This window comes from Methyloferula stellata AR4, from assembly GCF_000385335.1.
Lineage (GTDB): Bacteria > Pseudomonadota > Alphaproteobacteria > Rhizobiales > Beijerinckiaceae > Methyloferula > Methyloferula stellata.
Genome location: NZ_ARWA01000001.1, coordinates 731,967 through 755,000, shown reverse-complemented (window position 1 = coordinate 755,000; position 23,034 = coordinate 731,967). Strand labels below are relative to the sequence as shown.

The window sequence follows — 23,034 nt, the reverse complement described above, 5'->3', positions numbered from 1 at the left end:
TACTTAGGCTTGGAGAGTGGTCTCCCCATGTTCAGACAGGATTGCACGTGTCCCGCCCTACTCAAGTCTTCTATTGTTCGAAATCCGTACGGGGCTATCACCCACTAAGGCCCGGTTTTCCATCCGGTTCCAGTTGAAACAACAGAAGCACTGGCCTGGTCCGCGTTCGCTCGCCACTACTAACGGAGTCTCGTTGATGTCCTTTCCTCTGGGTACTTAGATGTTTCAGTTCCCCAGGTTCGCCTTTGTTTCCTATTTTATTCAGAAACAAATACCTTCTTTTGATACCTAGAAGTCCAAAACCAAAAGATCCACGCGCGCCATCCAGTTTGTGCACCGGATGGCCTTTGTGTCGAAGCCCGTAGGCTTCATGATCTGATGAGCTTGGAATCCTAGGTATCGAAGGTGGGTTTCCCCATTCGGAAATTCACGGATCAAAGCCTGTTCGCAGCTCCCCATGACTTATCGCAGCGTACCACGTCCTTCATCGCCTCTTAGCGCCAAGGCATTCACCGAATACCCTTAAGACACTTGATCGCTCTCATTATCGATGCCCACCGCTCGGCAGCAGTGCGATCGGCCGCCCTATACCAGGATGGTCGATCTGGGCCCGATTTATTAAAGACCAGTTTGCTTCAAACACATCCGAGAACGCTGCGGTCAAGCTACGTTCACTGACTGAGATGCTTGCTGCCACGAGTTTGACCTCGAAACAGACAATCGGATGTGTTTCCTCTTCACGATGTTCAATAACCCGCCTTCTGGCCGAAGCCTTGAAAGCGAAACTTTGATTTTGGACGAACCTTGTCGCAGCGCGATGATCGATTGGTCATGCCGGCAATCGCCAGTCTGGTGGAGCCAGACGGGATCGAACCGACGACCTCATGCTTGCAAAGCACGCGCTCTCCCAACTGAGCTATGGCCCCGAGAGAGACACTGGCCGGATCTTGGAGCAGCGCCGATCGATTGAGATCGAGGCTATTCATAAATCCGATTTGGTGGGCCTGGGAAGACTCGAACTTCCGACCTCACGCTTATCAAGCGCGCGCTCTAACCAACTGAGCTACAAGCCCGAACCGTTTGCTCAACCGCGAAGGCTCATAAAGCCTCGCAGGCCGGCTGGCAAGTCGGCGAAAGACCGCGCGGGCTCGTCCAGAAAGAAAGAGAAACGAAGGCGGCGAAATCCCGCAAAATGGCCTTTTGATTAAGGCCTTTGTTCCAAGAGATCCGATAGTCCGCGGCAACGAGTTGCCTTGGATCTGAAGGATCATCCTTAGAAAGGAGGTGATCCAGCCGCAGGTTCCCCTACGGCTACCTTGTTACGACTTCACCCCAGTCGCTGACCCTACCGTGGTCGTCTGCCCCCTTGCGGTTAGCAAAACGCCTTCGGGTAGAACCAACTCCCATGGTGTGACGGGCGGTGTGTACAAGGCCCGGGAACGTATTCACCGTAGCGTTCTGATCTACGATTACTAGCGATTCCACCTTCATGCACTCGAGTTGCAGAGTGCAATCCGAACTGAGACGGCTTTTTGAGATTTGCTAGAGGTCGCCCTTTTGCATCCCACTGTCACCGCCATTGTAGCACGTGTGTAGCCCAGCCCGTAAGGGCCATGAGGACTTGACGTCATCCCCACCTTCCTCTCGGCTTATCACCGGCAGTCCCCCTAGAGTGCCCAACTAAATGATGGCAACTAAGGGCGAGGGTTGCGCTCGTTGCGGGACTTAACCCAACATCTCACGACACGAGCTGACGACAGCCATGCAGCACCTGTGTTCCCGCCAGCCGAACTGAAGGAATCCATCTCTGGAAACCACACGGGACATGTCAAGAGCTGGTAAGGTTCTGCGCGTTGCTTCGAATTAAACCACATGCTCCACCGCTTGTGCGGGCCCCCGTCAATTCCTTTGAGTTTTAATCTTGCGACCGTACTCCCCAGGCGGGATGCTTAAAGCGTTAACTGCGCCACTAAGCAGCAAGCTGCCTAACGGCTAGCATCCATCGTTTACGGCGTGGACTACCAGGGTATCTAATCCTGTTTGCTCCCCACGCTTTCGCACCTCAGCGTCAGTACCGGGCCAGTGAGCCGCCTTCGCCACTGGTGTTCTTGCGAATATCTACGAATTTCACCTCTACACTCGCAGTTCCACTCACCTCTCCCGGACTCAAGATCCCCAGTATCAAAGGCAGTTCCAGGGTTGAGCCCTGGGATTTCACCTCTGACTTAAGAATCCGCCTACGTGCGCTTTACGCCCAGTAAATCCGAACAACGCTAGCCCCCTTCGTATTACCGCGGCTGCTGGCACGAAGTTAGCCGGGGCTTATTCTCCCGGTACCGTCATTATCTTCCCGGGCAAAAGAGCTTTACAACCCTAAGGCCTTCATCACTCACGCGGCATGGCTGGATCAGGCTTTCGCCCATTGTCCAATATTCCCCACTGCTGCCTCCCGTAGGAGTTTGGGCCGTGTCTCAGTCCCAATGTGGCTGATCATCCTCTCAGACCAGCTACTGATCGTCGCCTTGGTGAGCCATTACCTCACCAACAAGCTAATCAGACGCGGGCCAATCCTTCGGCGATAAATCTTTCTCCTCGCGGACGTATCCGGTATTAGCTCAAGTTTCCCTGAGTTATTCCGAACCGAAGGGCATGTTCCCACGTGTTACTCACCCGTCTGCCACTCTGTATTGCTACAGCGTTCGACTTGCATGTGTTAGGCCTGCCGCCAGCGTTCGTTCTGAGCCAGGATCAAACTCTCAAGTTGAATGAGAATTTGGTCTCGGCTGGTCACTTCTCTGTACGTGCTTCGGCGTGAACCGAAGCGCATTTTGACGAGTCCCAAGCACACCTGTTTTCAAAGATCTTGCGATCTCGAAAAACACGATGAACTTAGAAAACGTGACCGCCAGAGTATCTCTTTTGGACCAGTTCATTACAAACCAGTCCCGCAAGGACTCCGCCGTCCACGTTTCTCTTTCTTTCGATTTAATTGTCAAACAGCGTAGTCGTTGGCGGAGCGAAGTATCCTCTGCCCAGTTTTTCAACTGAGTGTTTTGAGCCCGAAGAACTCGAGGAAGCGTTCGCGTCAGCTGCTCACCAGCAGCGCCGCCGATGACCGGGTTATAGGTCCAGCCCGCTCAGACTGTCAACACGCTATTTGAAGAAAAAACGTCATGAAGCGAAGCGCTTCAAATCGATCGCGCAATGCTGCGAGGTCGCGTTCCCAAACATGGTGTTTTGTCAGAGGGGAGAAGCTACAGATGGTGGTGCTTACCTCAAATTCAAGAGGCTGGTTTTGCGCGTGATCCCGAAAGACCAAAAGCCATCGCTGCGTTTCGCCGCAATTCTTAAGATCCGAACATATTTGGCGTGAAGGGTTTCAATGCACGACACACCGCTTCTTTCGCCGGTGACGGTTTGGGTTCTCTCCGACGGCAAGATCGGCGATGAAACTCAATGCTTTGGCATCGCCGAGACTTTGGGTGTGGCGGCGCAACGCAGGCTCATCGCTCCGCGGCCGCTTTATGCCTGGCTCATGCCTTATGGGCCGATCGATCCGCGCGACGGGCCGGATCGCCATAACAGTCCGCTCGCACCGCCCTATCCCGATATTGCGATCGCAGCAGGTCGCCGGACCGTCGCTTATCTTCGCTATCTCAAAAACCTATCGGGCGGGCGCACCTTCACCATCTTCATGAAGGACCCTTATGTCGGCGTGCGCGCCGCCGATCTCATCTGGGTGCCGCAGCATGACAAATTGCGCGGGCCGAACGTCATCGTCACGGCGACGCCCGCGCATCGCATCCGTTCCGATCTTCTGGCCGCGGCGCGGAAGACACCGGATCCACAGCTTGCGGCGCTGCCCGCACCCCGCATCGCCATGATTCTCGGAGGACCCAGCACACATCACCGCTATTCACAGGCCAACGACCGGGAGCTCGCGGCGGTCGCGCGATCCTTGGCAAGCCAAGGCTTGAGCGTCATGGTGACGGGATCGCGCCGCACGCCACCAACCACGCTCGCGGCGGTCAAGACCGCGCTTGCCGGCGCGCCCGGCCAGCATTTCATCTGGGATGGGACGGGCGGCAACCCTTACGTCGCCATGCTGGCGCTCGCAGACGCTATCTTCGTGACCGGTGACAGCGTGAACATGATGGCCGAGGCAGCGGCGACCGGCGTGCCCGTGCATATTTACGAGCCGGATGGCGGCCATCCGAAAATGACGGCCTTTATCGACCATCTGATCGCGGCGGGCGCGGCCCGGCGCTGGGCCGGAAAGCTCGAACATTGGAGCTATGCGCCGATCGATGCGACGCCTGTCATCGCCGCGGAAATCGCCCGCCGCTATCTGGCGTGGCGTGGCGCTTGAGCATCTTGCCGCGGACCCGGCGCTTGCTCTAACCTTCGCCTCGCGGCGCGCGCCGGGCCACGATTACGATCTCTTTTCCGGACGCCAGTGACCCTTCCCCCGAAAAGTCTGCCTTTGCTTCTCCGCTCGGCGTCCTACGCGTTTCGGGGCGGCTTTCTCGTTCGTCCCTTCGTCATCGCCCTGACGCTCGGTGTCGCCGGCGCGGTTTTTTCGTCGCTGGAAGAAGAGGTGCCTGCGATCGGCGCCCTGGTTCCCGGGATATTGTTCCCGTCAAAAGCCGATCCGCAGGTTGCGCAAGCCATACTCACGGACATTGCCACGTCGATCATGACCGTCGTGTCGATCGTCTTCGCTATCCTGCTGATGACGCTGACCCTGGCATCGACGCAGTTTTCGCCTCGAATTCTGGTCAGTTTCGTCAGAGATCGCGTCACCCAATGGACGCTCGGAATCTTTCTCGGGACGTTTTCCTATTGCATAGCGGCGCTGCCCGCGGCGCGATCAGCGCCACATGCTTTCGTGCCGGTCGCAACCGTCACCGGCGCCATGCTGCTGGCGCCGGTTTGCGTCGGATGGCTGATCTATTTCATCCATCACATTTCAAACGCCATCAGCGTCAACAACATTGTGGATCGTATTCGGCGGGAGACCGAACTCGTCATCGACGCGCTCATGCCCGAACCGTGGCGGCCGGAGTCTAGCCTCGCCTCGCCGGGCGACGCGTCGGAGAAACCGGAATTCACAATCGTGAGCCGCCAGTCCGGCTATATTCGCTTCATCGACATTCAGCGGCTCCGGTCGCTCGCATTCGCCTATCGGATCAGTCTTCGTCTCGAGCGGCGGGTGGGCCATTTCGTTCCGGAGGGCGTCCCGCTCCTGCGGGTTTCGCACGGCGACCACGCCTCGGAGGACCGGACGCGCCAGCTTCTAGCAGCGATCGACATCGGCCCGACGCGGACGATGCAGCAGGATGTTGAATTCGGCATCGTGCAAATCGTCGATATCGCGCTCAGAGCGCTCTCCCCCGCCGTTAATGATCCCTCAACGGCGATCAGCTGCGTCGATCAATTGACCTGTATTCTGATTCACTGGGCAGGCCGTCGCCCGCCGACCAAAGAGTTTTTCGATCCGCCGCATGTCCTGCGCCTCACGATACCGTGGATCGGTTTCGACGGCCTGCTGGATCTCGCCTTCGAACAGATCCGCCATTACGGCGTTGCCGACGCGGCGGTTAGTCTCAGGCTGATGCGCGCATTGGGCGACATCGCAAGCACGGTCGGCGAGCCCACGTTCCGGCATCGTCTGGTCGATCGCGGCAAACGTGTGCTTGCCGGCTGCTCGGGACATCTCCAGGAAGACGATTTCCAAAGATTGCAAGGGCGCCTGTCGCTGCTGATGTCGGGCGTGGCCGAACAGGAATAAAGCCGCAGGCGGATGCCGTCTCGACCGCGCGACAACGCATGAAACGAATGCGCTCAAAAACGCGAATGGCCGGGACGAGCCCGGCCATAACGCTGTTTAAAGATCGGCGACTGTGATCAAGCCGACGTATGGCCGACCGCCGCTTCGTCGTGAAGACCAGCCCAGATTCGCTTCTTCACGAAATAGAGCAGAGCCGCGAAGACGATCAGGAAGATGAACACGCGAAAGCCGATTTCCTTGCGCTCTTCGAGCTTGGGTTCGGCCGCCCACATCAGGAAGGCCGAGATGTCCTTCGCATATTGCGGCAAGGTCTGCGGCGTACCGTCGGTATATTCCACCTGACCATCGGCCAGCGGCTTGGGCATGGCGATATGGTGACCCGGAAAGATCGCATTCCAGTTCGGATCGTCATCCTTCGTATAGCCGGTCAGGATGGCATAGATATAATCCGGTCCCGCCTCCTGATATTGGATGAAGGCGTCGGTGATGAAATAGGGAAAGCCGCGCGAGATCGCACGCGCCTTTGCCAAAACCGACATGTCCGGCGGCGCGGCGCCGAGCGCGGCGATGGCCGCCTGCTTATTCGGGAAAGGCGCCGGGATATGATCGGACGGGCGGCCGGGCCGCTCATACATTTCGCCCGCGTCGTTCGGGCCGTCCTTGACTTGATAGGTGGCGGCAAGCGCCTTCACCTGGGCCTCGGAAAATTCCGGACCGCCGGGATCGCCGAGATTGCGGAAGGCGATATCGTTGATCGAATGGCAATTCGCGCAGACTTCCTTGTAGATTTTGAAGCCGCGCTGCAATTGCGCCTGATCGTATTTGCCGAAAGGTCCCCAGAAGGACCAGCTCTGCCGCTCCGGCGCGTGATGGCCTTCAACCGCTTCGGACGAGCCGGTATTCTCGCCTTGCGAGAAACCCGCCGTACCGAATGCGAAAAAGGCCGTGGCGAAGGCGACGACGCCGAGACCGGCGTGAAGGCGCGAACTCATCGTCTTGTCTTTCAGGATGCGGCGCATGTCAGTGCTCCGCCGAAGAGGTTGCAGCAGCCGGCGTAGTCGCAGGCTTGACCGGACTGAGCACCGATTCCGCGATCGAAGCGGGCAGCGGCAAAGGTGTCTCGAAAAGCCCGATCAGCGGCAGGATCACGAGGAAGAAGATGAAGTAATAGGCCGTCAGAAGCTGGCCGTAGAGGACCATGTTTCCTTCCGGCGGCTGCGAACCGATGTAGCCCAGCGCCAGAGTGACGGCGACGAAGATCCAGAAGAAGATTTTGAAGATCGGGCGGTAGTTCCCCGAGCGGACCGGCGAACGGTCGAGCCAGGGCAGGAAGGCGAAGAGCATGATCGCGCCGAACATCGCAATGACGCCGCCGAGCTTCGAGGGAATCGAGCGCAGGATCGCGTAGAAGGGCAGGTAGTACCATTCCGGCACGATATGGACCGGCGTCTGCAGCGGATTGGCTTCGATGTAATTATCCGCATCGCCGAGGAAATTCGGGATGTAGAAGACAAACCAGGCATAGAAGATCAGGAAGCAGACGAGCGCGAAACCATCCTTCACCGTGAAATAAGGATGGAAGGCCAACGTATCCTTCGGCGACTTCTTTTCGACGCCGACGGGATTGCCCGGCCCAGCCACATGCAAGGCCCAAATGTGCAGGATGACCACGCCCAGGATCATGAAGGGCAGAAGATAATGCAGCGAGAAGAAGCGGTTGAGCGTCGCATTATCGACCGAGTAGCCGCCCCAGAGCCAGGTCGTGATCGAATTGCCGACGACCGGAATGGCCGAGAAGAGGCTCGTGATGACGGTCGCGCCCCAAAAGCTCATCTGGCCCCAGGGCAGCACGTAGCCCATGAAGCCGGTCGCCATCATCAACAGATAGATGACGACGCCGAGCAGCCAAAGCACTTCGCGCGGCGCCTTGTAGGAGCCGTAGTAGAAGCCGCGGAACATATGAATATAGACGGCGATGAAGAACATCGACGCGCCGTTGGCATGCGCATAGCGCAGCAGCCAGCCGTAGTTCACGTCGCGCATGATGTGCTCGACGGAATCGAAGGCCATCGTCGTCTCGGGCGTATAATGCATCACCAGAACGACGCCGGTGACGATCTGCGCCATCAGCATGAAGGCCAGAATGCCGCCGAAGGTCCACCAATAATTGAGGTTTCGCGGATTCGGGAAAACGATGAAGGAGGAATGGATGAGACCGATGAGCGGCAAGCGGCTCTCAAACCATCGGGCGAGATCGCTTTTCGGGATATAGGTCGACTGTCCGCTCATGGGGCCTTCTCTATTCCATTCTCAAGGATGATGCGCGCGGGGCCGCGCAACTACCCAATGCTGACTTTGCTATCGCTGAGGAATTTGTACGGCGGCAGGGCAAGGTTATAGGGCGCAGGCCCCTGGCGGATGCGCGCCGCCGTATCATAGACCGACCCGTGGCAAGGGCAGAACCAGCCGTCATACTGACCTTGATGGCCAAGCGGCACGCAGCCCAAATGCGTGCAAATGCCGATGACGACCAGCCATTCCGGCTTTTGCGCGCGCGACTCGTCGGTCGCGGGGTCGCGCAGCTCGCTCATCGGAACCGCGCGGGCCGCGTCGATTTCCTTTTGGGTACGGTGGCGAACGAAAACCGGCTTGCCGCGCCATTTGACGGTCACGATCTGGCCTTCGGCGATATTGGAAAGATCGACTTCCGTATTCGCCGCCGCAAGGGTCGAGGCGTCCGGATTCATCTGATCGATCAAAGGCCAAACGATTGCACCGACCGCGACGGCACCAGCAGCGCCGGTCGCTATGAAGAGGAAATCCCGGCGGGTCGGTTCGACCATCGTTTCAGTGGCCACGAATCATGCCTTTGAATAGGAGCAAGTGCGACGTTGTCGCGGCGACTAGTAGCAAGCCCTCACCCCCGGACAATGCGACGCTTCGCCACTCTCTCGAATGGCGCAGGAACCCGCTTCGGGCTTGACAGCTCCGGAGGAGGTCTCTTTGGCCATTCCATCAGAAATGTCATCTTATCCTTTCCGGCCGGGAATTTCCGTACATGAAGCCCCAATGACGGCGCCGCCGTCTCAAACTTCGCTGACTCTTGCACTGTACCAGCCGGACATTCCGCAAAATTGCGGGACGATGCTTCGGATGTGCGCTTGCCTCGGCATTGACGCCGCGATCATCGAACCGGCGGGATTTCCGGTGACCGACAAGCATTTTCGCCGGGCCGGCATGGATTATCTCGACCATGTAGCGATAAAGCGACATGTGTCCTGGCTGGCATTCGAGGATTGGCGAAAGGATCAAGGCCGCCGCCTTATCCTGCTTTCGACCAAAGCTTCAGTGGCTTACACGGGCTTTGCTTATGCACCCGGCGATATCCTGCTAGTCGGACGCGAATCCGCCGGCGTGCCCGAGGACGTCCATTCGGCCGCCGATGCAAGCGTGCTTATCCCCTTGAAGCCACCCTTGCGTTCGCTGAACGTCGCCGTCGCCGCGGCCATGGTCGCGGGAGAGGCTTTGCGGCAGATCGCCGGCGGTTGAGACGTCCCCTGTGCGGACACGCACCGCCGGACGCGCGGCTTTCTGCGACCCTCTTTCCATTAGATCACGATGATTAGAGCGGGATGCGGGAGGAGAACCGCTACACACTTTTCCTCATCCCGCTCTAAGGGGAGGGTCCCATGTCGAACGCACTCAAATCATTCAAGGAATTGATGCTGACCGGGCTCTGTCTCATCGGGCTCGGGCTCCTTGCATGGAATTTTCCGACGCTTCTGACGGTAAGCCAGGCGCTGCTCCAGAAGGCCACTTCCGTGACGGCGATCGAGGTCGAAGGCGTGAAGATCGCCTTCGATCAAGGAAATGTTTCATCCCGCCTCACGCCCTTCGACGTGAACGCCGCCGAAAAGGCTAAAGTGCTCGAGGCCGTCAACGGCCTCGAACCCGATGAATTCGAACGGCTGATGAATGTCGGCGAACTCAGTGCCCTCTGCGATTACCAGCGCCCGACCGTCGACATGCGCCGCATGCTCATGCTCGACTATCAATTGCAGGCGAAGGGTCTGACCACCATCGCCGACGACCCCGAGTTGAAGGCCAGGATCAAGGGCCAGGCCAAGGTCGATGAGGAAACCAGCGGCAAAGCGTCCGACATCGGCTATCCGCATAATTGCTATGTCATGGATCTCACCGATACGGGCCGCAACGTCAAAACCGCGCTCGTCAAAATCCTCAGCGGCGCTTTCAATCAGCATGTCGCCCTGAAATAAACCTGAAACACACGCCCGTTGACATTAGGTCGCGGCGGCGGTTGATCCATCGCAATTCATCGGCTGGCACGCGCGCTTAACTGGCCCACGGACGCCCGCGATTGGCGTGAATTTCTGCTCGAAGGTTGAGATCAATGGCTGAGGTGAACGGCCTCGACGCTTATAAAGACAAGACCCGCCCCTGGTTTGAAGCCCTGCAAGCCAGGATCACGGCGGCGCTGGAAGAGCTCGAAACTTCGGCGCCCGGCCCTTTTGCAAGTCCCGACGCGGCGCCGGGCCGATTTGAAATCAAATCCTGGCAGCGCACCGATCACGCGGGCGGCGATGGCGGCGGCGGCCGAATGGCGATTTTGAAGGGCCGCGTCTTTGAAAAGGCTGGCGTCCATACCTCGACGGTCTACGGGACGTTCCCGCCGGAATTCGCAGCTCAAATCCCCGGCGCCGACAAGGATCCGCGCTTCTGGGCTTCGGGCATTTCCCTGATCGTCCATCCCGTCAACCCGCATGTGCCGACGGTGCATATGAACACGCGCTTTGTTGTGACGAGCAAAGGCTGGTTCGGCGGCGGCGCCGATCTCACGCCGGTACTCGACCGGCGCCGGGTACAGGACGATCAGGATGCGAAGGATTTCCACGCCGCGATGGAAACGCCTTGCCGGAATCATCCAAACGTCGCCGATTATGTGAAGCTCAAACAATGGTGCGACGACTATTTCTTCTTGAAGCACCGCAACGAACCGCGCGGCATCGGCGGCATCTTCTACGACTATTTCGATTGTCCGGCGGATTCTCCCAAGACATTCGAGGAGACATTCGCCTTCACCCGCGATGTCGGCGAAGCCTTTTTGGCCATCTATCCGGAGATCGTCCGGCGCAATTTCAAGACGCCCTGGACAGAGGCCGACCGCGACGAGCAATTGGTGCGGCGCGGCCGCTATGTGGAATTCAATCTGCTCTACGATCGCGGCACGATCTTCGGGCTGAAGACGGGCGGCAATGTCGATTCCATCCTGTCCTCAATGCCGCCGGTGGTGAAATTCCCGTAAAAGGAACAACCTCTCGATTGCGCCATGGTCAATCCCCGGACTTGATCCGGGGATTGACCCGGCCATCCAGGCGGCAAGGGAAAGAGGTGCGGCTGGATGCGGGGATCAAGTCCACGCATGACGCCCGTGTTAGAACAAAAAGTCTTGAACTTTTCGGCATTAGGCGGGCGGCACGAAGCGGAACGTCCAGAATTTATGCGCGGCGAAGCTCCAGACCATGACGCAGCACGTCGTGACGAGCTGCGCCAGCAGATAGGGCAGATGCATCCTCGCGTAGAAAAGCCACATGAAGACCGACGTCAGCCCAAACCCGATGCCCGCTACGACAACGAAGCGCCAGCCAGCCTCCTCATGCGGCCGGCCGGTTTTGAACGTGTGATGCCGGTTGAGCAGATAGGAGACCAAGCCTCCCGCTGTATAGCCGGTGAGCGTCGCGGGCAGGACGGCGACATGGGCTATTTCGACGAGAAAGACCAGCACGCCGTAATGCACGCCGACAACGACGAGGCCGATCCAAAAGAAGCTGGAGAATTGGCGAAGCAAAGGAATCATCGGCCGCAAGCTATGCCTTAAATGGAGCCCGTGGCACAATGCGCCGTCCGATGGTCGCATTTGCGGCCACTCGTTGACATTGGCGCCGGCACCTCTGCCCCCGGACCGGTGCATTATTATCGGCATCACCACCGGCATTAACATTCTTGGCACAAAATGATGGCAGCTTTGCCATTGGAAGGTCTTAATTGCGATCACAAAGCTTACGCGGGCGCTTATTTAAGGCGGCCTTTTCACGGGAGGAATGTTTGTCCGATTTGACCCATCGCGCCCTTTTCACAGCGGCGATCCTCGCCGGTATCGGCGCCACCCTGCCGGCGTCGGCGCAAGCGCCCGCCCCCGCGGGCATGCTTGAATGCAATGTCAGCCCCAGCGTCGGTGCAGTCGTCACCTCGGGCCGGGCATTATCCTGCATTTATCACCCGACGAATGGCGGTATCGAATATTATACGGGCTCCATCACGACCGTGGGCGTCGACCTCGGCGTGACCGGCCCCGGCAAATTGTCTTGGGGCGTCCTCATAGCCGCCCCGACGACCGACCCATTCCCCTTGGCCGGCACCTTTTCCGGCGCGTCGGCGGGCGTAACCATCGTTGCAGGTCTCGACGCCAATTCGCTCGTCGGCGGCAATGGCAATACGATCAGCCTCCAACCGCTCTCCGTCTCGACCCAGACCGGCGTCGACATCACGGCGGGCGTCACCACGCTGACCCTGACGCCGGTCGTGCCGCCGCCACCCCCGCCGCCAGGCCCCCGTCATTAAGAGCTTTTAGAGCGCGATCGGCCGATCCGGAAAGGCGAGCTGCTCGCGGCTCTGCCAATCCGCGCCGACATAGTTCAAAATCACGGATTTGCGCAGCCCCTTGATCGGCCGCGGCGCAAATCCGTGCCAAGTCTCGGTACCCGGCACGAAGAGCGTTCCGGCATTGGGCACGAACGGAGCCCGGCCGAAGGGCTCCGCCGCCGATGTGTAAAGATCGGTGCCGAGATCCTGATCTTCCGCATCGCTGCCGGAAAGCGCGATCAATCCGGTGAATTTCTTCACGCCCAGATCGGTATGCGGTTCCAGCCAGAATCCATCGGCATCGATCGCATATTCAAGCCGCAGATAAGTGCCATCGAGCGGCGCGCCGCAAAGCGCGTGAAGCGCGCTTGCGACTTGTTGAGATTGCAGCGCCAAGGCCACGGCATGGAGCAAACTGCTCTGCGCGCGCCAGACCTGATCGACGTAAAGCCGTTCCTTGACCCATTCGCGCCGGCCGGACGCCGGAGACGGCGCCTCGAGCGGCAAAGCCGCCAAGGCCTCGGCGACTTGCGCTGGAAAGAGATGCGTGGCGCGGAAATAGGGAAAGGGCGCGGCAAGACCTTCCGCTTGCGCAAGGCTCGCACAGAAGCTCTCGGCGATCTCGCCGGCAAGCGCTGAAGGGGTCTCGACTGCGTTCATGCGTTTGGATTGATACAATCCAAAGCCATTTTATTCCAGCAATTTGCGAAAAGGGCCATGGGCGCGTCTCGAAACACGAGGGCTTCGTGCATGTTATCCGCAGCGGCTGCCGTCATTGCCTTTTGGTACTAGGCAGTCCAACCAGCTGCTTAGGTGGCATCCTGGATGTCGAAGCTAGTCACCTTGCCGTCTCGAAAGCGGAAGACGTGTTCAACCGTCTTGTCCTTCAGCCCGTGCGTCTGGCCACGAAGCGGCTTGCCTTCGAGATCGTGGACGGACTGCCGAACCTCTGCGACGATTGCGTCGTCAGCAGCCCTGTGGAAGCCCACAGGTTCGACGTGCGGACTGACCATGGTCCACTGCCGGGTCCAGTACTCGCGCACGGCCTCGCGACCGTGAACGTGACCCCCATCCATGCCGTTGGCCCAAGCGACATCATCGGCAAGCACGACCAGCACGCCATCGATATCCCGCAAGTTGAAGCGGTCGTAGATGCGTTTCAGGATTTCGACATCGCCATCCATCGTGCTCTCCTCGGGTGTACCTGTGTTTGCGTCAGGGAATAGAAGCAATATATATGCACGTATGTATCAGGGGGTCGAACAGTGCAAGCGAGAAATTTGACGAACAAGGACGTGCTCTCGACACCAGGGCACCTGATCAGTCTCGCGGCGCGCGGCTTCGCTCGCCTGAGCGAAGCGCGCCTGAAGCCCTTGGGCTTCGGCGTCGGTCATCTGCCAGTACTGGTCGCGCTTCGGGACGGCCGAGCAAGCACGCAGCGTGATCTAGCCCGCTTCGCCAAGATCGAGCAGCCGCCGATGGCGCAAATGCTCGCCCGCATGGAGCGAGACGGACTCATCCAACGCACGCCTGACCCGGCCGATGGACGCAGCAGCCACGTTTCGATGACGCAAGCCGCAGAAGCGCGTCTGCCAAGCGCGGTTGCAGCCTTGCTCCGGGGTAACTGCGAGGCGTTGAGCGGCTTCACGGACCAGGAGGCCGCGCAGCTTGTTGTCCTGCTCACGCGACTGATCGCAAATCTCGATCGGGTCGCGAGCGTCGAGGCGGCGCCGTGCGTTCCCGCCTGATTCAGAACAACCGGACCGTCGCTCGCTGTCAGGCTGATTGAGTCCAGACCCTAGGCAAACGACTACGGCTTCGAAAACTCCAGCATCGGCACCGGCATGTCGGGTTTCAGTACCGCCGTCTGGATGGTTTTCGCATCCAGATCCATGTTCATCAGATCGATGCCGCGCAAAACCTGATCCTCATAGGTTTTGACGTAATAGCGTTTGCGCGACAGATCGGCGATCGACGACCATTGGGTGAATTCCAGCGGGGTTTTCGTACTGACGCTGCGGCCGCTTTGGATGAAGCCCGACGGAATGTCGAAATTATTGAGAATATGCTCGGCCAATCTGACGCTTTCGTCGCCCGTCGGCATTTTCTTCGCCGTCACGACATAGGCCAAAGCTCTGACGAAGCGCGATGGCGGCGTCGGATCGCCAGGCACGCCGAGAAGGCCCGAGCCCTCGCCCAAAGGCGCGATGGTCATCCCGTCGAGCTTCAGGGGCGGCGCGTTCTCGGGCGAAATTTTCACGTAATTCCTGAGATTGGTGATCTGCCAATCGAAGGTCGGCGCATTGGTCAAAACCCCGGTGGGATTGTCATAGACCTTCAACACGCCGGCAACCGGCTCGATCACGATCGAAGCCCCGCTCGCATCGTGCAGCGCATAGTGGACGGGCGGCGTTGCGCCCAGATTCGACTGCGGCAGGTTGATGATCGTAATGCCCGATAGCGCGGCTTTCACCTCTTGCACGGTCGCAAAACTGGTCAGCGCCCAGGTGAGGAACTCCCAGGGGGCAAGCGACTTGCCCGCGTCGGCCATCGCCGGATCGGCATAGCCGGCGTAACCGGGAAACAGCAAAATGCCGCCGGCGAGACCCTTTTCGTTCATGCCGTCGGTGAATACAGGCAGTCCATAGGCGTTGAGGCCGACCGCGCCATATTTGGCGTTCCAGGCAAGCCCCGGCTTACCGTCGGGTCCGCTGCCCCGTAAGGCAAACCGCCGAGGCACCACGATCGCCTGCGAGTCGATCAGAAAGCCGAATTCCATGGTGCGGCCATAGACGGCCCCGCCGTCGGAGGTGCGCAGCAAAAAGCTGGTGCAGGCCTGCGCGAAAGGCGCGAAAGCCACGGAACATATCGCGGTGCTTGCCACACAGGCCAGCGCGGCGCGGCGCCAAAATCCTTTGAAAACCGGCAATGTCGGTTGCATCGTTCAGCCTCGCTCAACAAAGGGCCTAGCGCCCCGCGGAATGAGGCCGCGCGAAAATTAAAATAATCATAGGAATTTAAATCGGATATGCCGGATGGCGCGGGACCAAGCGGAAGCCTTGCTTGTTGCCCTGGGACGGCGCGGCAAATAAATTGCGTAGAATGTCATAGGCGTTTCTACCGGTCTCCGCTCTTCGTTTTCATCCGGTAAACCACCATTTAAATAACACCCATCGCGCCGTTCAAAACACCCGGGCGGCGCCCGAAACGAGGCTTTCATGTCCACAATCGCTGCCCCCGACGTCGGAAGAACCCATGCCAAATTGATCATCGTGGGATCGGGGCCGGCCGGCTATACGACGGCGATCTATGCCGCCCGCGCACTTCTCGAGCCGATCTTGATTTCCGGCTTCGAGCCCGGCGGCCAATTGATGATCACCACCGATGTCGAAAATTATCCGGGCTTCGCCGAAGCGATCCAAGGCCCCTGGCTCATGGAGCAGATGCGGCTTCAGGCCGTGCATGTCGGCACGAAGATGATGACCGACCATATCGTCTCGGTCGATCTTAAAACCCGGCCGTTCCGCCTCGAAGGCGATAGCGGCACGATCTATACATGCGACACGCTCGTCATCGCCACGGGCGCCAAGGCCAAATGGCTCGGCATCCCGTCGGAGGCCGCGTTCAAGGGCTATGGCGTCTCGGCCTGCGCGACCTGCGACGGCTTCTTCTACCGCGGCAAGCCCGTGGTCGTAGTCGGCGGCGGCAATACGGCGGTCGAGGAGGCGCTTTATCTGAGCAATCTCGCGAGCAAGGTCACGATCGTGCATCGCGGCCCGGAATTCCGCGCCGAGCGCATCTTGCAGGAGCGTCTTGTCCGCTCGGCCAATGTCGAAGTCGTCTATGATACCGTCATCGACGAGATCTGCGGCGCGCCTGCACCGGCAGGCGTCACCCATGCGCGGGTGAAGAACGTCAAGACCGGCGCTTCGCGGGATATTCCAGCCGACGGCGTCTTCATCGCCATCGGCCACGCGCCCGCCTCCGACCTCTTCAAGGGCCAGCTCGAGATCAAGCCCAATGGCTATATCAAGACGGCGCCGGATTCGACGGCGACCAATGTGCCCGGCGTCTTCGCGGCGGGCGACGTGGCGGACGAGATCTACCGCCAAGCGGTAACGGCCGCCGGCATGGGCTGCATGGCGGCACTCGAAGCTGAGAAGTTCTTGGCGCATGCCGAGCATTTGCGTTCGGCGGCGGAATAGCCCAAACGCGCAGGCAATCGATCAAGTCTTGAATGGCGGGTGGGCAGAATGGCGGCGACGGCGGTAGAGGCAATCAATCATTTCATCAATGCCAGGGGCTTTCGGGAAGGCGAAACATTTTCCTTCGCGTCTTTGCAGATAAGGTATCCGCATCAGGACGAACTCGTCGCCGCCTTGAAACAAATGGGCGACGAGGGCGTGATCGAAGACGCCACCGCGGGCTCCTACAAAATGACCAAAGCCGGATATGTGAAATTCTTCGGCGCGCCGCCGTCCGAGGACGACACGATCAAAGCGATCATGAACGAGATCGGCGCGCGCGGCATCAAGGTCGGCAAATCGTTTCTCTGGGCGCCGCTGCAAGAAAGCCTGCAGTTGAAACGCTTCCGCGACGGCGATCTCAAACCGGCCTTGGACAAGATCGTCGGCAGTGGCTGGATGGCGAATGCGCCCATGCCGGGTTTTTATAAACTGACGGAAGCGGGGTTGGCCGCGTTTAGAACGGCCGAAGCCAAGTAACCGAAAAAGCCCTCACCCTGAGGAGGTGGCGAAGCCACCGTCTCGAAGGGCGACGGCGGTTATCGCATGTGTTGAAACCCTCGTCCTTCGAGACGCGCTCCGCTGCGCGAAGCGCTCCTCAGGATGAGGGTTTCGGAAGACGCCTCTTTCTCACATAAACAGCGGCTCTTTTTCGAGGCCGGTGTAGAGCGAAGCAACGTAATCCCCATAGCCGTTATAGAGCATCGTCGGACGGCGTTGCCCCGTGCCGAGCACTTCCTCGCTCGCCTGGCTCCAGCGCGGATGCGGCACGGCCGGATTGACGTTGGCCCAGAACCCATATTCCGACGGGCCCAATTGCTCCCAGAAGGTCTTGGGCCGCTCGGCGACGAATGAAATCTTGGTGATCGATTTCACCGATTTGAACCCGTATTTCCACGGTGTCGCGAGCCGCAAAGGCGCGCCCATGCTTTTCGGCAGAGGCTTGCCATAGGCGCCCGTCACGAGGAAGGCGAGATCGTTCGTCGCTTCCGCCATGGTCAGCCCCTCGACATAGGGCCAGGGGTACCAGAACTGCCTTTGCCCCGGCGCCATTTTGGAATCGAGGAAAGTCTCCATCCGCACATATTTGGCGCCCGATTGCGGCTTGGCGTAATCGATAAGCGCTTTCAGCGGGAATCCCGTCCAGGGCACCGCCATGGACCAGGCCTCGACGCAGCGGTGCCGGTAGAGCCTTTCTTCGAGCGGCATAGCCTTCAAGAGATCGTCGATCGCGATCATGCCCGGCTTTTCGATCAAGCCGTCGAGCTTTACCGTCCAAGGCCGGATCTTCAACGCCTCGGCGGCGTCGGCGATATTCTTGGTCATGCCGAATTCGTAGAAATTATTGTAATGCGTATTCACCGCTTCGGGCGTGATCTCGCGGTCGAGCGTGAACATCTCGTTGCGCTTGGCGGGATAGAGCCCGAGCGAAGGATCGGGCATGGCCGGCGCGGGCGCATCCGACGAAAAGAAGCCCGCCTCCGCCAAACCGCCGCTGGCGAGCAACGCGCCCGCGGCAACCGCGCTTTTGACCAGAGCCCGGCGGTTCAGAAAGAGGGATTCGGGTGTTGCCTCCCGCTCGGGGATTTCCCAGCCCTTTTTATGGCGAATGAACATTGGCAGCTCTCCTCGGAGATCATTTTATATCAATTCGCCCAAGATCCGGTTTTGTTTCATGCCACCGAAAGCGTTGGGGCAGAGATCCATTGCGGGCGTAACGTAAAAAATCCGCAAGCCGCTGCCCATCATCGCAAAAATGGTCTAAGCAACGCCGCTGCGGCTCTGCTTGCGTTGGACGGATAAACCCATGACCAAAGCCCTCGTCGGCATTATCGGCGGCTCCGGCGTCTATGACCTTCCGGGTCTCGCCGATCAGCGGGAAGAGAAGATCGAAACGCCCTGGGGTGAGCCTTCGGATATTTTGCGCTTCGGCCGTATCGGCGCAACGGAGGCCGTGTTTCTGCCGAGGCACGGGCGCGGCCATAGACTCTCGCCGTCGGGCATCAATTATCGCGCCAATATCGATGCTTTGAAACGCGCCGGCGTCACCGACATCGTATCGGTCTCGGCCTGCGGCTCGTTCAAGAACGAGCTGGCGCCGGGGCTTTTCGTGCTGGTCGATCAATTCGTCGACCGCACGGTCGCGCGGCAATCCTCCTTCTTCGGCAATGGCTGCGTCGCGCATGTTTCGATGGCGCATCCCATCGCGCCGCTTTTGGCCAAGAGGATCGCCGCCGCGGCGGCGGCCGAATCCATCGCCCTCGTCGAGGGCGGCACTTACGTCTGCATGGAAGGCCCGCAATTTTCATCGCTCGCCGAATCGCTCGCCTATAAGGGTGCCGGCTATGACGTCATCGGCATGACCGCCATGCCGGAAGCCAAGCTCGCGCGCGAGGCGGAAATCTCCTATGCGACGGTCGCCATGGTCACCGATTACGATTGCTGGCATCCGGGTCACGACAATGTCGACGTCGCCTCGGTCATCAAGATCGTGCAGGCCAATAGCGGCAATGCCGCGCGCCTCCTGGCCCGCCTGCTGCTTGACTTCCCGGCCGAACATGAGCCCTGTCCGATCGGCTCCGACCGCGCGCTCGATGCGGCTTTCCTCACAGCGCCCGAGGCGCGCGATCCGGCGCTTTTGCAGAAACTCGATGCCATCATGAAACGAGTGAATTCATGAACGAACCTTTCGATCTCAAGGCCTCGATCCGCACCATTCCGGATTATCCCAAGCCCGGCATCATGTTTCGCGACATCACGACCTTGCTCGGCGATGCAAGAGCCTTTCGCCGCGCGATCGATGAATTGGTGCAGCCTTGGGCCGGTACCAAGGTCGACAAAGTGGCGGGGATGGAGGCGCGCGGTTTTATTCTGGGCGGCGCCATCGCGCATCAGCTCTCGATCGGCTTCGTGCCGATCCGAAAGAAAGGCAAATTGCCCTACAAGAAAGTGACGATCGGCTATTCGCTCGAATATGGCATCGACGAAATGGAGATGCATGTCGATGCCGTTCTTCCCGGCGAGAAAGTGATCCTCGTCGACGATCTGATCGCGACCGGCGGCACGGCGGAAGGCGCGGTGAAGCTCCTGCAGAAGATCGGCGCTGACGTGATCGCGGCCTGTTTCGTTATCGATCTGCCGGAACTCGGCGGCGCCAAGAAGATCGAAGCGCTTGGCGTGCCGGTGCGCACGCTCATCGAATTCTCAGGCCACTAGCTTCATTGGCATCTGTGATATTGAGTTAAGCGTCCGTCTCTTCCAGTCCAAATCAGCGTTTCTCCACTAACCGCTAAATGGATGTTCGCTTTCCATCTCTCTCCAGCATTCGAACACGCGGTTTCAACACTCCAACCATACGGCGACCGTCGGATATTGAAAAACTCACAAATGCCTCCGGCGGATGAGACGGCACGGCGAGAGGTGATGAAAATATCGGGCTTGGCATCGGTTCTACAGGCGCTTTCCGACCATGAACCGATAAATGTTTGCTCCATCCCAAACGCGGGACCAGACGCGAGTAGTTCTTGCGCTTTCAAATCCCACTTGTCATCGGCAGCGAGGTTGTTTGTCGTTTTAAAATCGCGAAGAGCCAACCGTGAAACGGAATCCCAACCCTTTGTACGGCCGCGCAAGAACCCTAGCTCTCTGAGGCGCGATTGCGCCCAAACGACATTCTGCGGGTCCTCCAAGTTGAGAAGGTGATCCGAATTCTGCGCGTCAGTCGTGGCCGGCGGCCCAGAATCGGAGGGTGCGGGAGGCTGTTTCAAGTCGAGTGGCGCGTTTTGTGGCTCCGCAGCTACGTAGTTCTTGCCGCCAATTTCTGGAGACGCTTCGACATCAGGCTGAATGATCGGTCCGGTCGCGGTTTGCCTTCTATCGGATGCCCCGTGCGAATTGAGGCCCGCGAAACCCCTGAGAGCATCGTCTTTAAGAAAGGCAATTTGAAACGACGTTAAAACTGCAAAAACAAGGATAAATGCTATAGTCGGCCAGCGTTTCGCTGTTTTTATGTATGTGACCGATTTAGGTATCTTGGCCGATGTTTGTCTTAGCGCTTCGATCACCTTGTAAAGGGAATCGATCGCTGATGATTTCGATACCTGGACTTTGCAATTCAATCCTCCAGCAGAATGAAACGCCACTTCGCCGTAAAGGCAGACAGGCAGCTGTCTGTTATTGATGAAGCGGCGGTCTGGACCACCTGACTTGTTTACGTAGCGCCAAGTGTGCTCAACGATTGTCGCATCTGAGGGCACTCTTCCTTCCTCAATAAATTGGACGACGTGGCTGGAGAATTCCAATTCGCGATAACTGACAGACGCAACCTTACCTCTAACAACAGCTAATGCTGCGTCGGGCAAAAGATAAAGCTGATCAGAACCTATCTGAAAGGCAGGGAACTTTTTTCTTCCCCGAATACAAGTTGGTTTCCCGAAATGCAGCAATATTTGTTTACGCCCAGCAAGACTTGTTGCTCCGGCATTTCGCTTCCAATCAGTTGTTCGCCCTTCAGCGTGCACGATCCATGTAACCTTGCATTGCATAAGCTCGGTGAAAGCTGCGGATAGAGCGTCGGAGGTGCGAGCAATCACGCCTTCCGGGTCGAGAGTCACTTTCACAGAACGGCGATAACGGTCTACCGCAATTGCAATCGGAACGAAGATCGCTGCGTAAAGGGCTGTTAAATTAACCCACGCCCGATTGGTCTGACTCAAAGCCGCAACAAACAGCAAGAGGCAGAAGACCAATACTGTCGGTGCAAGTCGGATACGACGATTTGCACGATCTAAAATGGGCGCTAGTTCGCTGGTAGAGAGGGCGTTTATTTGATCCGCAGAAGCATTTTGAATGATCTGAAGCGATTCGTGATGCTGTAGTAGAGGTGGATCGGGAAGTGGCGGTGGTAAGATATCCGGGACTTCGGGGTGCTTCTGTACGTACGGACTATATTCAGTCCAAGACAGGCCCGTTCCCGGAATCCCGGCTGTGACTCGCGTCCCCTTCGGCCCGATTGTGTAGTGGAAGCCTCGCCCACCCAGCGACACCGATGCGCTGCTCTTGCTGAGATTTATTCTTACGCCCGGTAGTATTTTAACCGAACGACGAAAACGGAATCCCATCTGGCTACCCCGATCCTAATTAGGATACTGGTAGTCACGCACCATTTCTGCAAGCAAAAGTTTGCGGAACGAAGGCTTTGGAGAAGAGCTGGATTAGCTTACGTCGTCGGCGCACCGACCGAGAATTGCGACACGTACCAACGCGCGAGCCAACGCGTCATCCATGGGATGGGTATGATGAAAATGCAGGTCAGGACGTAGACCCATGTCCGCCACAGCACCTGCCATCCGCTGGCGTTGAAGAAAACCTCGCGGTGCGTGCCGGCGATGTTCCGGCACATCCAGCGCATGAAGGCTGTAGCCACCCAGGCCCAGCCGATGATCGTGATGAACGACACATAGAGGAAAATATACCAGCCGATATAGGCCCAAAAGCTGCCTGTGAAACTCAAAGGAAGAGGCTGTCCCTCAGAGCTGAAATGACTGATCACCCATCGGATCACGAGCCAGCTCAAAAACACCTGTATCGGCAGGAAAAGATAGGGCAGGTACCAGTAATGATGCGCGAGCCCGGCGTAGCTGCCGAGCGCGATGAGAATGAAAACCCACCAGATGTCGCCGGGCTGCCCCGTGAACGCGAGGTTCGGCCTTTGCGGCACGCGCACATGCGCAACGGCCCACCGGTAGAACCCTGTCATGACCCATGGCGCCGGGATGACCAACAAAGTGCCGACCAGCACGAGAAGGGTCCAGCCGAACAGCGACCAGACGCCGAAATCGGCTTCGACCGGACCGCCGGCCGTCAGGGCCGGCGGCTGTCCCGCGCCACCATATATGAGGCCGGGAACGTCACTCGCCTTTTCCCAGCCGGACATGCCGTCGCTCCACACGAGCGTATCCGGCGTGACACGCCCGGTCGCGATTAGGTCGCGAAATTGGGGCTCCGGAAAAGGGCCCTCCTGCTTGCCCGCGGAGGCAAAGAACCAAGCTCGCTCCGACATGCCGTCCCCCCGAAATGCGCGAAATTGGCGAACCTCTTCGCCATATCCCGCTTAAGGGGAATGCTACAGGCCAAGGACAGAACCTAGCAATTGCTTTTTCGGATTCTCCCCCGCCTCGCCTTAATAATGCTCTTTTACAGGCGGCTGTGGCACCGAACCTATCACCGGCATGTCGCATGTCGAATTTTTGAGACGTTGAAAGATAGAAGAATTCAAAACCCGTCTTATCTTTGAAGAAATCATTCATCAAAACATAAACATAAACGGAAGTTCCGCGA

The 23,034-nt window shown here is 58.6% G+C and carries 21 protein-coding genes, 2 tRNA genes and 2 rRNA genes (1 of these 25 cut by a window edge); 11 read left to right on the top strand and 14 right to left on the bottom strand.

The features are described 5' to 3' along the window. The 4 genes from A3OQ_RS0103810 to A3OQ_RS0103795 all read right to left on the bottom strand — a co-directional run. Positions 1 to 537 (bottom strand): 23S ribosomal RNA (locus A3OQ_RS0103810) (it extends 2,326 nt beyond the left edge of the window). A gap of 313 nt (positions 538 to 850) precedes the next feature. Then, a tRNA-Ala gene (locus A3OQ_RS0103805) sits at positions 851 to 926 on the bottom strand. 70 nt (positions 927 to 996) lie between these two features. Next, positions 997 to 1,073: transfer RNA gene (locus A3OQ_RS0103800), tRNA-Ile, on the bottom strand. Positions 1,074 to 1,277: 204 nt separating this feature from the next. Then, positions 1,278 to 2,764, bottom strand: a 16S ribosomal RNA gene (locus tag A3OQ_RS0103795). The 16S and 23S rRNA genes sit together here with 2 tRNA genes alongside, the layout of an rRNA operon. Positions 2,765 to 3,382: 618 nt before the next feature. On the opposite strand from A3OQ_RS0103795, the gene A3OQ_RS0103785 reads away from it, so the two are divergent. Further along, on the top strand, positions 3,383 to 4,369 hold the full coding sequence (locus A3OQ_RS0103785) for a mitochondrial fission ELM1 family protein (RefSeq protein ID WP_020174031.1): 987 nt from the start codon (positions 3,383 to 3,385) through the stop codon (positions 4,367 to 4,369). Positions 4,370 to 4,483: 114 nt separating this feature from the next. Continuing rightward, complete coding sequence (locus tag A3OQ_RS0103775; RefSeq protein WP_020174029.1) at positions 4,484 to 5,791, top strand: DUF2254 domain-containing protein; 1,308 nt, start codon at positions 4,484 to 4,486, stop codon at positions 5,789 to 5,791. 116 nt (positions 5,792 to 5,907) lie between these two features. On the opposite strand, the gene A3OQ_RS21260 is transcribed toward A3OQ_RS0103775, so the two are convergent. From A3OQ_RS21260 to petA, 3 genes are read right to left on the bottom strand one after another with little or no spacing between them, the layout of a single operon-like run. Further along, positions 5,908 to 6,810 (bottom strand): cytochrome c1, encoded by a 903-nt coding sequence (locus tag A3OQ_RS21260; protein WP_020174028.1) that lies wholly within the window; start codon positions 6,808 to 6,810, stop codon positions 5,908 to 5,910. A gap of 1 nt (position 6,811) precedes the next feature. Next, a complete protein-coding gene (locus tag A3OQ_RS0103765; RefSeq protein ID WP_020174027.1) occupies positions 6,812 to 8,080 on the bottom strand; it encodes a cytochrome b in 1,269 nt (422 codons plus the stop codon). A 50-nt stretch (positions 8,081 to 8,130) separates the two neighbouring features. After that, positions 8,131 to 8,634 (bottom strand): ubiquinol-cytochrome c reductase iron-sulfur subunit, encoded by a 504-nt coding sequence (petA, locus tag A3OQ_RS0103760; protein WP_020174026.1) that lies wholly within the window; start codon positions 8,632 to 8,634, stop codon positions 8,131 to 8,133. 226 nt (positions 8,635 to 8,860) lie between these two features. On the opposite strand from petA, the gene A3OQ_RS0103755 reads away from it, so the two are divergent. The 3 genes from A3OQ_RS0103755 (at position 8,861) to hemF (ending at position 11,114) form a co-directional block, all read left to right on the top strand. Beyond that, positions 8,861 to 9,340, top strand: a complete 480-nt coding sequence (locus A3OQ_RS0103755; RefSeq protein WP_040579861.1) for a tRNA (cytidine(34)-2'-O)-methyltransferase — start codon at positions 8,861 to 8,863, stop codon at positions 9,338 to 9,340. A 140-nt stretch (positions 9,341 to 9,480) separates the two neighbouring features. Continuing rightward, positions 9,481 to 10,068 (top strand): hypothetical protein, encoded by a 588-nt coding sequence (locus A3OQ_RS0103750; protein WP_020174024.1) that lies wholly within the window; start codon positions 9,481 to 9,483, stop codon positions 10,066 to 10,068. 134 nt (positions 10,069 to 10,202) lie between these two features. Further along, positions 10,203 to 11,114 (top strand): oxygen-dependent coproporphyrinogen oxidase, encoded by a 912-nt coding sequence (hemF, locus tag A3OQ_RS0103745; protein ID WP_020174023.1) that lies wholly within the window; start codon positions 10,203 to 10,205, stop codon positions 11,112 to 11,114. A 159-nt stretch (positions 11,115 to 11,273) separates the two neighbouring features. Here hemF and A3OQ_RS0103740 read toward each other — a convergent pair whose 3' ends face one another. Further along, the gene (locus A3OQ_RS0103740; protein WP_020174022.1) at positions 11,274 to 11,666 is read right to left on the bottom strand and encodes a GtrA family protein; all 393 of its coding nucleotides are present in this window, start codon (positions 11,664 to 11,666) and stop codon (positions 11,274 to 11,276) included. 248 nt (positions 11,667 to 11,914) lie between these two features. On the opposite strand from A3OQ_RS0103740, the gene A3OQ_RS0103735 reads away from it, so the two are divergent. Then, a complete protein-coding gene (locus tag A3OQ_RS0103735; RefSeq protein WP_020174021.1) occupies positions 11,915 to 12,430 on the top strand; it encodes a DUF992 domain-containing protein in 516 nt (171 codons plus the stop codon). Positions 12,431 to 12,436: 6 nt separating this feature from the next. Here the strand turns inward: A3OQ_RS0103735 and A3OQ_RS0103730 are convergent, their stop codons facing one another. Next, on the bottom strand, positions 12,437 to 13,111 hold the full coding sequence (locus A3OQ_RS0103730; protein WP_020174020.1) for a hypothetical protein: 675 nt from the start codon (positions 13,109 to 13,111) through the stop codon (positions 12,437 to 12,439). Between the two features lie 149 nt (positions 13,112 to 13,260). Next, on the bottom strand, positions 13,261 to 13,635 hold the full coding sequence (locus tag A3OQ_RS0103725) for a nuclear transport factor 2 family protein (protein WP_020174018.1): 375 nt from the start codon (positions 13,633 to 13,635) through the stop codon (positions 13,261 to 13,263). 81 nt (positions 13,636 to 13,716) lie between these two features. On the opposite strand from A3OQ_RS0103725, the gene A3OQ_RS0103720 reads away from it, so the two are divergent. Further along, positions 13,717 to 14,199, top strand: coding sequence for a MarR family winged helix-turn-helix transcriptional regulator (locus tag A3OQ_RS0103720; RefSeq protein WP_244427086.1), 483 nt, complete (start codon positions 13,717 to 13,719; stop codon positions 14,197 to 14,199). 62 nt (positions 14,200 to 14,261) lie between these two features. On the opposite strand, the gene A3OQ_RS0103715 is transcribed toward A3OQ_RS0103720, so the two are convergent. After that, positions 14,262 to 15,392: a linear amide C-N hydrolase gene (locus A3OQ_RS0103715; protein WP_020174016.1), complete on the bottom strand. Its 1,131-nt coding sequence runs from the start codon at positions 15,390 to 15,392 to the stop codon at positions 14,262 to 14,264. Positions 15,393 to 15,669: 277 nt separating this feature from the next. Here A3OQ_RS0103715 and trxB point away from each other — a divergent pair, with 277 nt between their 5' ends. After that, positions 15,670 to 16,656, top strand: coding sequence for a thioredoxin-disulfide reductase (gene trxB / locus A3OQ_RS0103710; protein WP_020174015.1), 987 nt, complete (start codon positions 15,670 to 15,672; stop codon positions 16,654 to 16,656). Between the two features lie 48 nt (positions 16,657 to 16,704). Then, entirely contained in the window at positions 16,705 to 17,175 is a 471-nt protein-coding gene (locus A3OQ_RS0103705) for a hypothetical protein (RefSeq protein ID WP_020174014.1), read from the top strand. A 150-nt stretch (positions 17,176 to 17,325) separates the two neighbouring features. On the opposite strand, the gene msrP is transcribed toward A3OQ_RS0103705, so the two are convergent. Further along, complete coding sequence (msrP, locus tag A3OQ_RS0103700) at positions 17,326 to 18,312, bottom strand: protein-methionine-sulfoxide reductase catalytic subunit MsrP (RefSeq protein WP_020174013.1); 987 nt, start codon at positions 18,310 to 18,312, stop codon at positions 17,326 to 17,328. Positions 18,313 to 18,502: 190 nt separating this feature from the next. Here msrP and A3OQ_RS0103690 point away from each other — a divergent pair, with 190 nt between their 5' ends. Together A3OQ_RS0103690 and A3OQ_RS0103685 are read left to right on the top strand one after the other, a co-directional pair. Beyond that, complete coding sequence (locus A3OQ_RS0103690; RefSeq protein ID WP_020174011.1) at positions 18,503 to 19,375, top strand: S-methyl-5'-thioadenosine phosphorylase; 873 nt, start codon at positions 18,503 to 18,505, stop codon at positions 19,373 to 19,375. After that, positions 19,372 to 19,911 carry an adenine phosphoribosyltransferase gene (locus tag A3OQ_RS0103685; protein ID WP_020174010.1) on the top strand — a complete coding sequence of 180 codons (540 nt, stop codon included), beginning with the start codon at positions 19,372 to 19,374 and terminating at the stop codon, positions 19,909 to 19,911. The genes A3OQ_RS0103690 and A3OQ_RS0103685 overlap by 4 nt, the downstream gene beginning before the upstream one ends. 2 nt (positions 19,912 to 19,913) lie before the next feature. Here the strand turns inward: A3OQ_RS0103685 and A3OQ_RS0103680 are convergent, their stop codons facing one another. Both A3OQ_RS0103680 and A3OQ_RS0103675 read right to left on the bottom strand, forming a co-directional pair. Beyond that, positions 19,914 to 21,815, bottom strand: coding sequence for a DUF4236 domain-containing protein (locus tag A3OQ_RS0103680; RefSeq protein ID WP_083931473.1), 1,902 nt, complete (start codon positions 21,813 to 21,815; stop codon positions 19,914 to 19,916). Between the two features lie 98 nt (positions 21,816 to 21,913). Beyond that, complete coding sequence (locus A3OQ_RS0103675; protein WP_020174008.1) at positions 21,914 to 22,756, bottom strand: DUF4339 domain-containing protein; 843 nt, start codon at positions 22,754 to 22,756, stop codon at positions 21,914 to 21,916. Positions 22,757 to 23,034: the final 278 nt, after the last annotated feature.

What these genes read in the sequence shown, in the direction of transcription:
- A3OQ_RS0103785 (WP_020174031.1), top strand. Translation starts at nt 3,383, where the DNA reads ATGCACGACACACCGCTTCTTTCGCCGGTGACGGTTTGGGTTCTCTCC.
- A3OQ_RS21260 (WP_020174028.1), bottom strand. Translation starts at nt 6,810, where the DNA reads ATGCGCCGCATCCTGAAAGACAAGACGATGAGTTCGCGCCTTCACGCC.
- A3OQ_RS0103765 (WP_020174027.1), bottom strand. Translation starts at nt 8,080, where the DNA reads ATGAGCGGACAGTCGACCTATATCCCGAAAAGCGATCTCGCCCGATGG.
- petA (WP_020174026.1), bottom strand. Translation starts at nt 8,634, where the DNA reads ATGGTCGAACCGACCCGCCGGGATTTCCTCTTCATAGCGACCGGCGCT.
- A3OQ_RS0103755 (WP_040579861.1), top strand. Translation starts at nt 8,861, where the DNA reads ATGACGGCGCCGCCGTCTCAAACTTCGCTGACTCTTGCACTGTACCAG.
- A3OQ_RS0103750 (WP_020174024.1), top strand. Translation starts at nt 9,481, where the DNA reads ATGTCGAACGCACTCAAATCATTCAAGGAATTGATGCTGACCGGGCTC.
- hemF (WP_020174023.1), top strand. Translation starts at nt 10,203, where the DNA reads ATGGCTGAGGTGAACGGCCTCGACGCTTATAAAGACAAGACCCGCCCC.
- A3OQ_RS0103740 (WP_020174022.1), bottom strand. Translation starts at nt 11,666, where the DNA reads ATGATTCCTTTGCTTCGCCAATTCTCCAGCTTCTTTTGGATCGGCCTC.
- A3OQ_RS0103730 (WP_020174020.1), bottom strand. Translation starts at nt 13,111, where the DNA reads ATGAACGCAGTCGAGACCCCTTCAGCGCTTGCCGGCGAGATCGCCGAG.
- A3OQ_RS0103725 (WP_020174018.1), bottom strand. Translation starts at nt 13,635, where the DNA reads ATGGATGGCGATGTCGAAATCCTGAAACGCATCTACGACCGCTTCAAC.
- A3OQ_RS0103715 (WP_020174016.1), bottom strand. Translation starts at nt 15,392, where the DNA reads ATGCAACCGACATTGCCGGTTTTCAAAGGATTTTGGCGCCGCGCCGCG.
- trxB (WP_020174015.1), top strand. Translation starts at nt 15,670, where the DNA reads ATGTCCACAATCGCTGCCCCCGACGTCGGAAGAACCCATGCCAAATTG.
- A3OQ_RS0103705 (WP_020174014.1), top strand. Translation starts at nt 16,705, where the DNA reads ATGGCGGCGACGGCGGTAGAGGCAATCAATCATTTCATCAATGCCAGG.
- msrP (WP_020174013.1), bottom strand. Translation starts at nt 18,312, where the DNA reads ATGTTCATTCGCCATAAAAAGGGCTGGGAAATCCCCGAGCGGGAGGCA.
- A3OQ_RS0103690 (WP_020174011.1), top strand. Translation starts at nt 18,503, where the DNA reads ATGACCAAAGCCCTCGTCGGCATTATCGGCGGCTCCGGCGTCTATGAC.
- A3OQ_RS0103685 (WP_020174010.1), top strand. Translation starts at nt 19,372, where the DNA reads ATGAACGAACCTTTCGATCTCAAGGCCTCGATCCGCACCATTCCGGAT.
- A3OQ_RS0103680 (WP_083931473.1), bottom strand. Translation starts at nt 21,815, where the DNA reads ATGGGATTCCGTTTTCGTCGTTCGGTTAAAATACTACCGGGCGTAAGA.
- A3OQ_RS0103675 (WP_020174008.1), bottom strand. Translation starts at nt 22,756, where the DNA reads ATGTCGGAGCGAGCTTGGTTCTTTGCCTCCGCGGGCAAGCAGGAGGGC.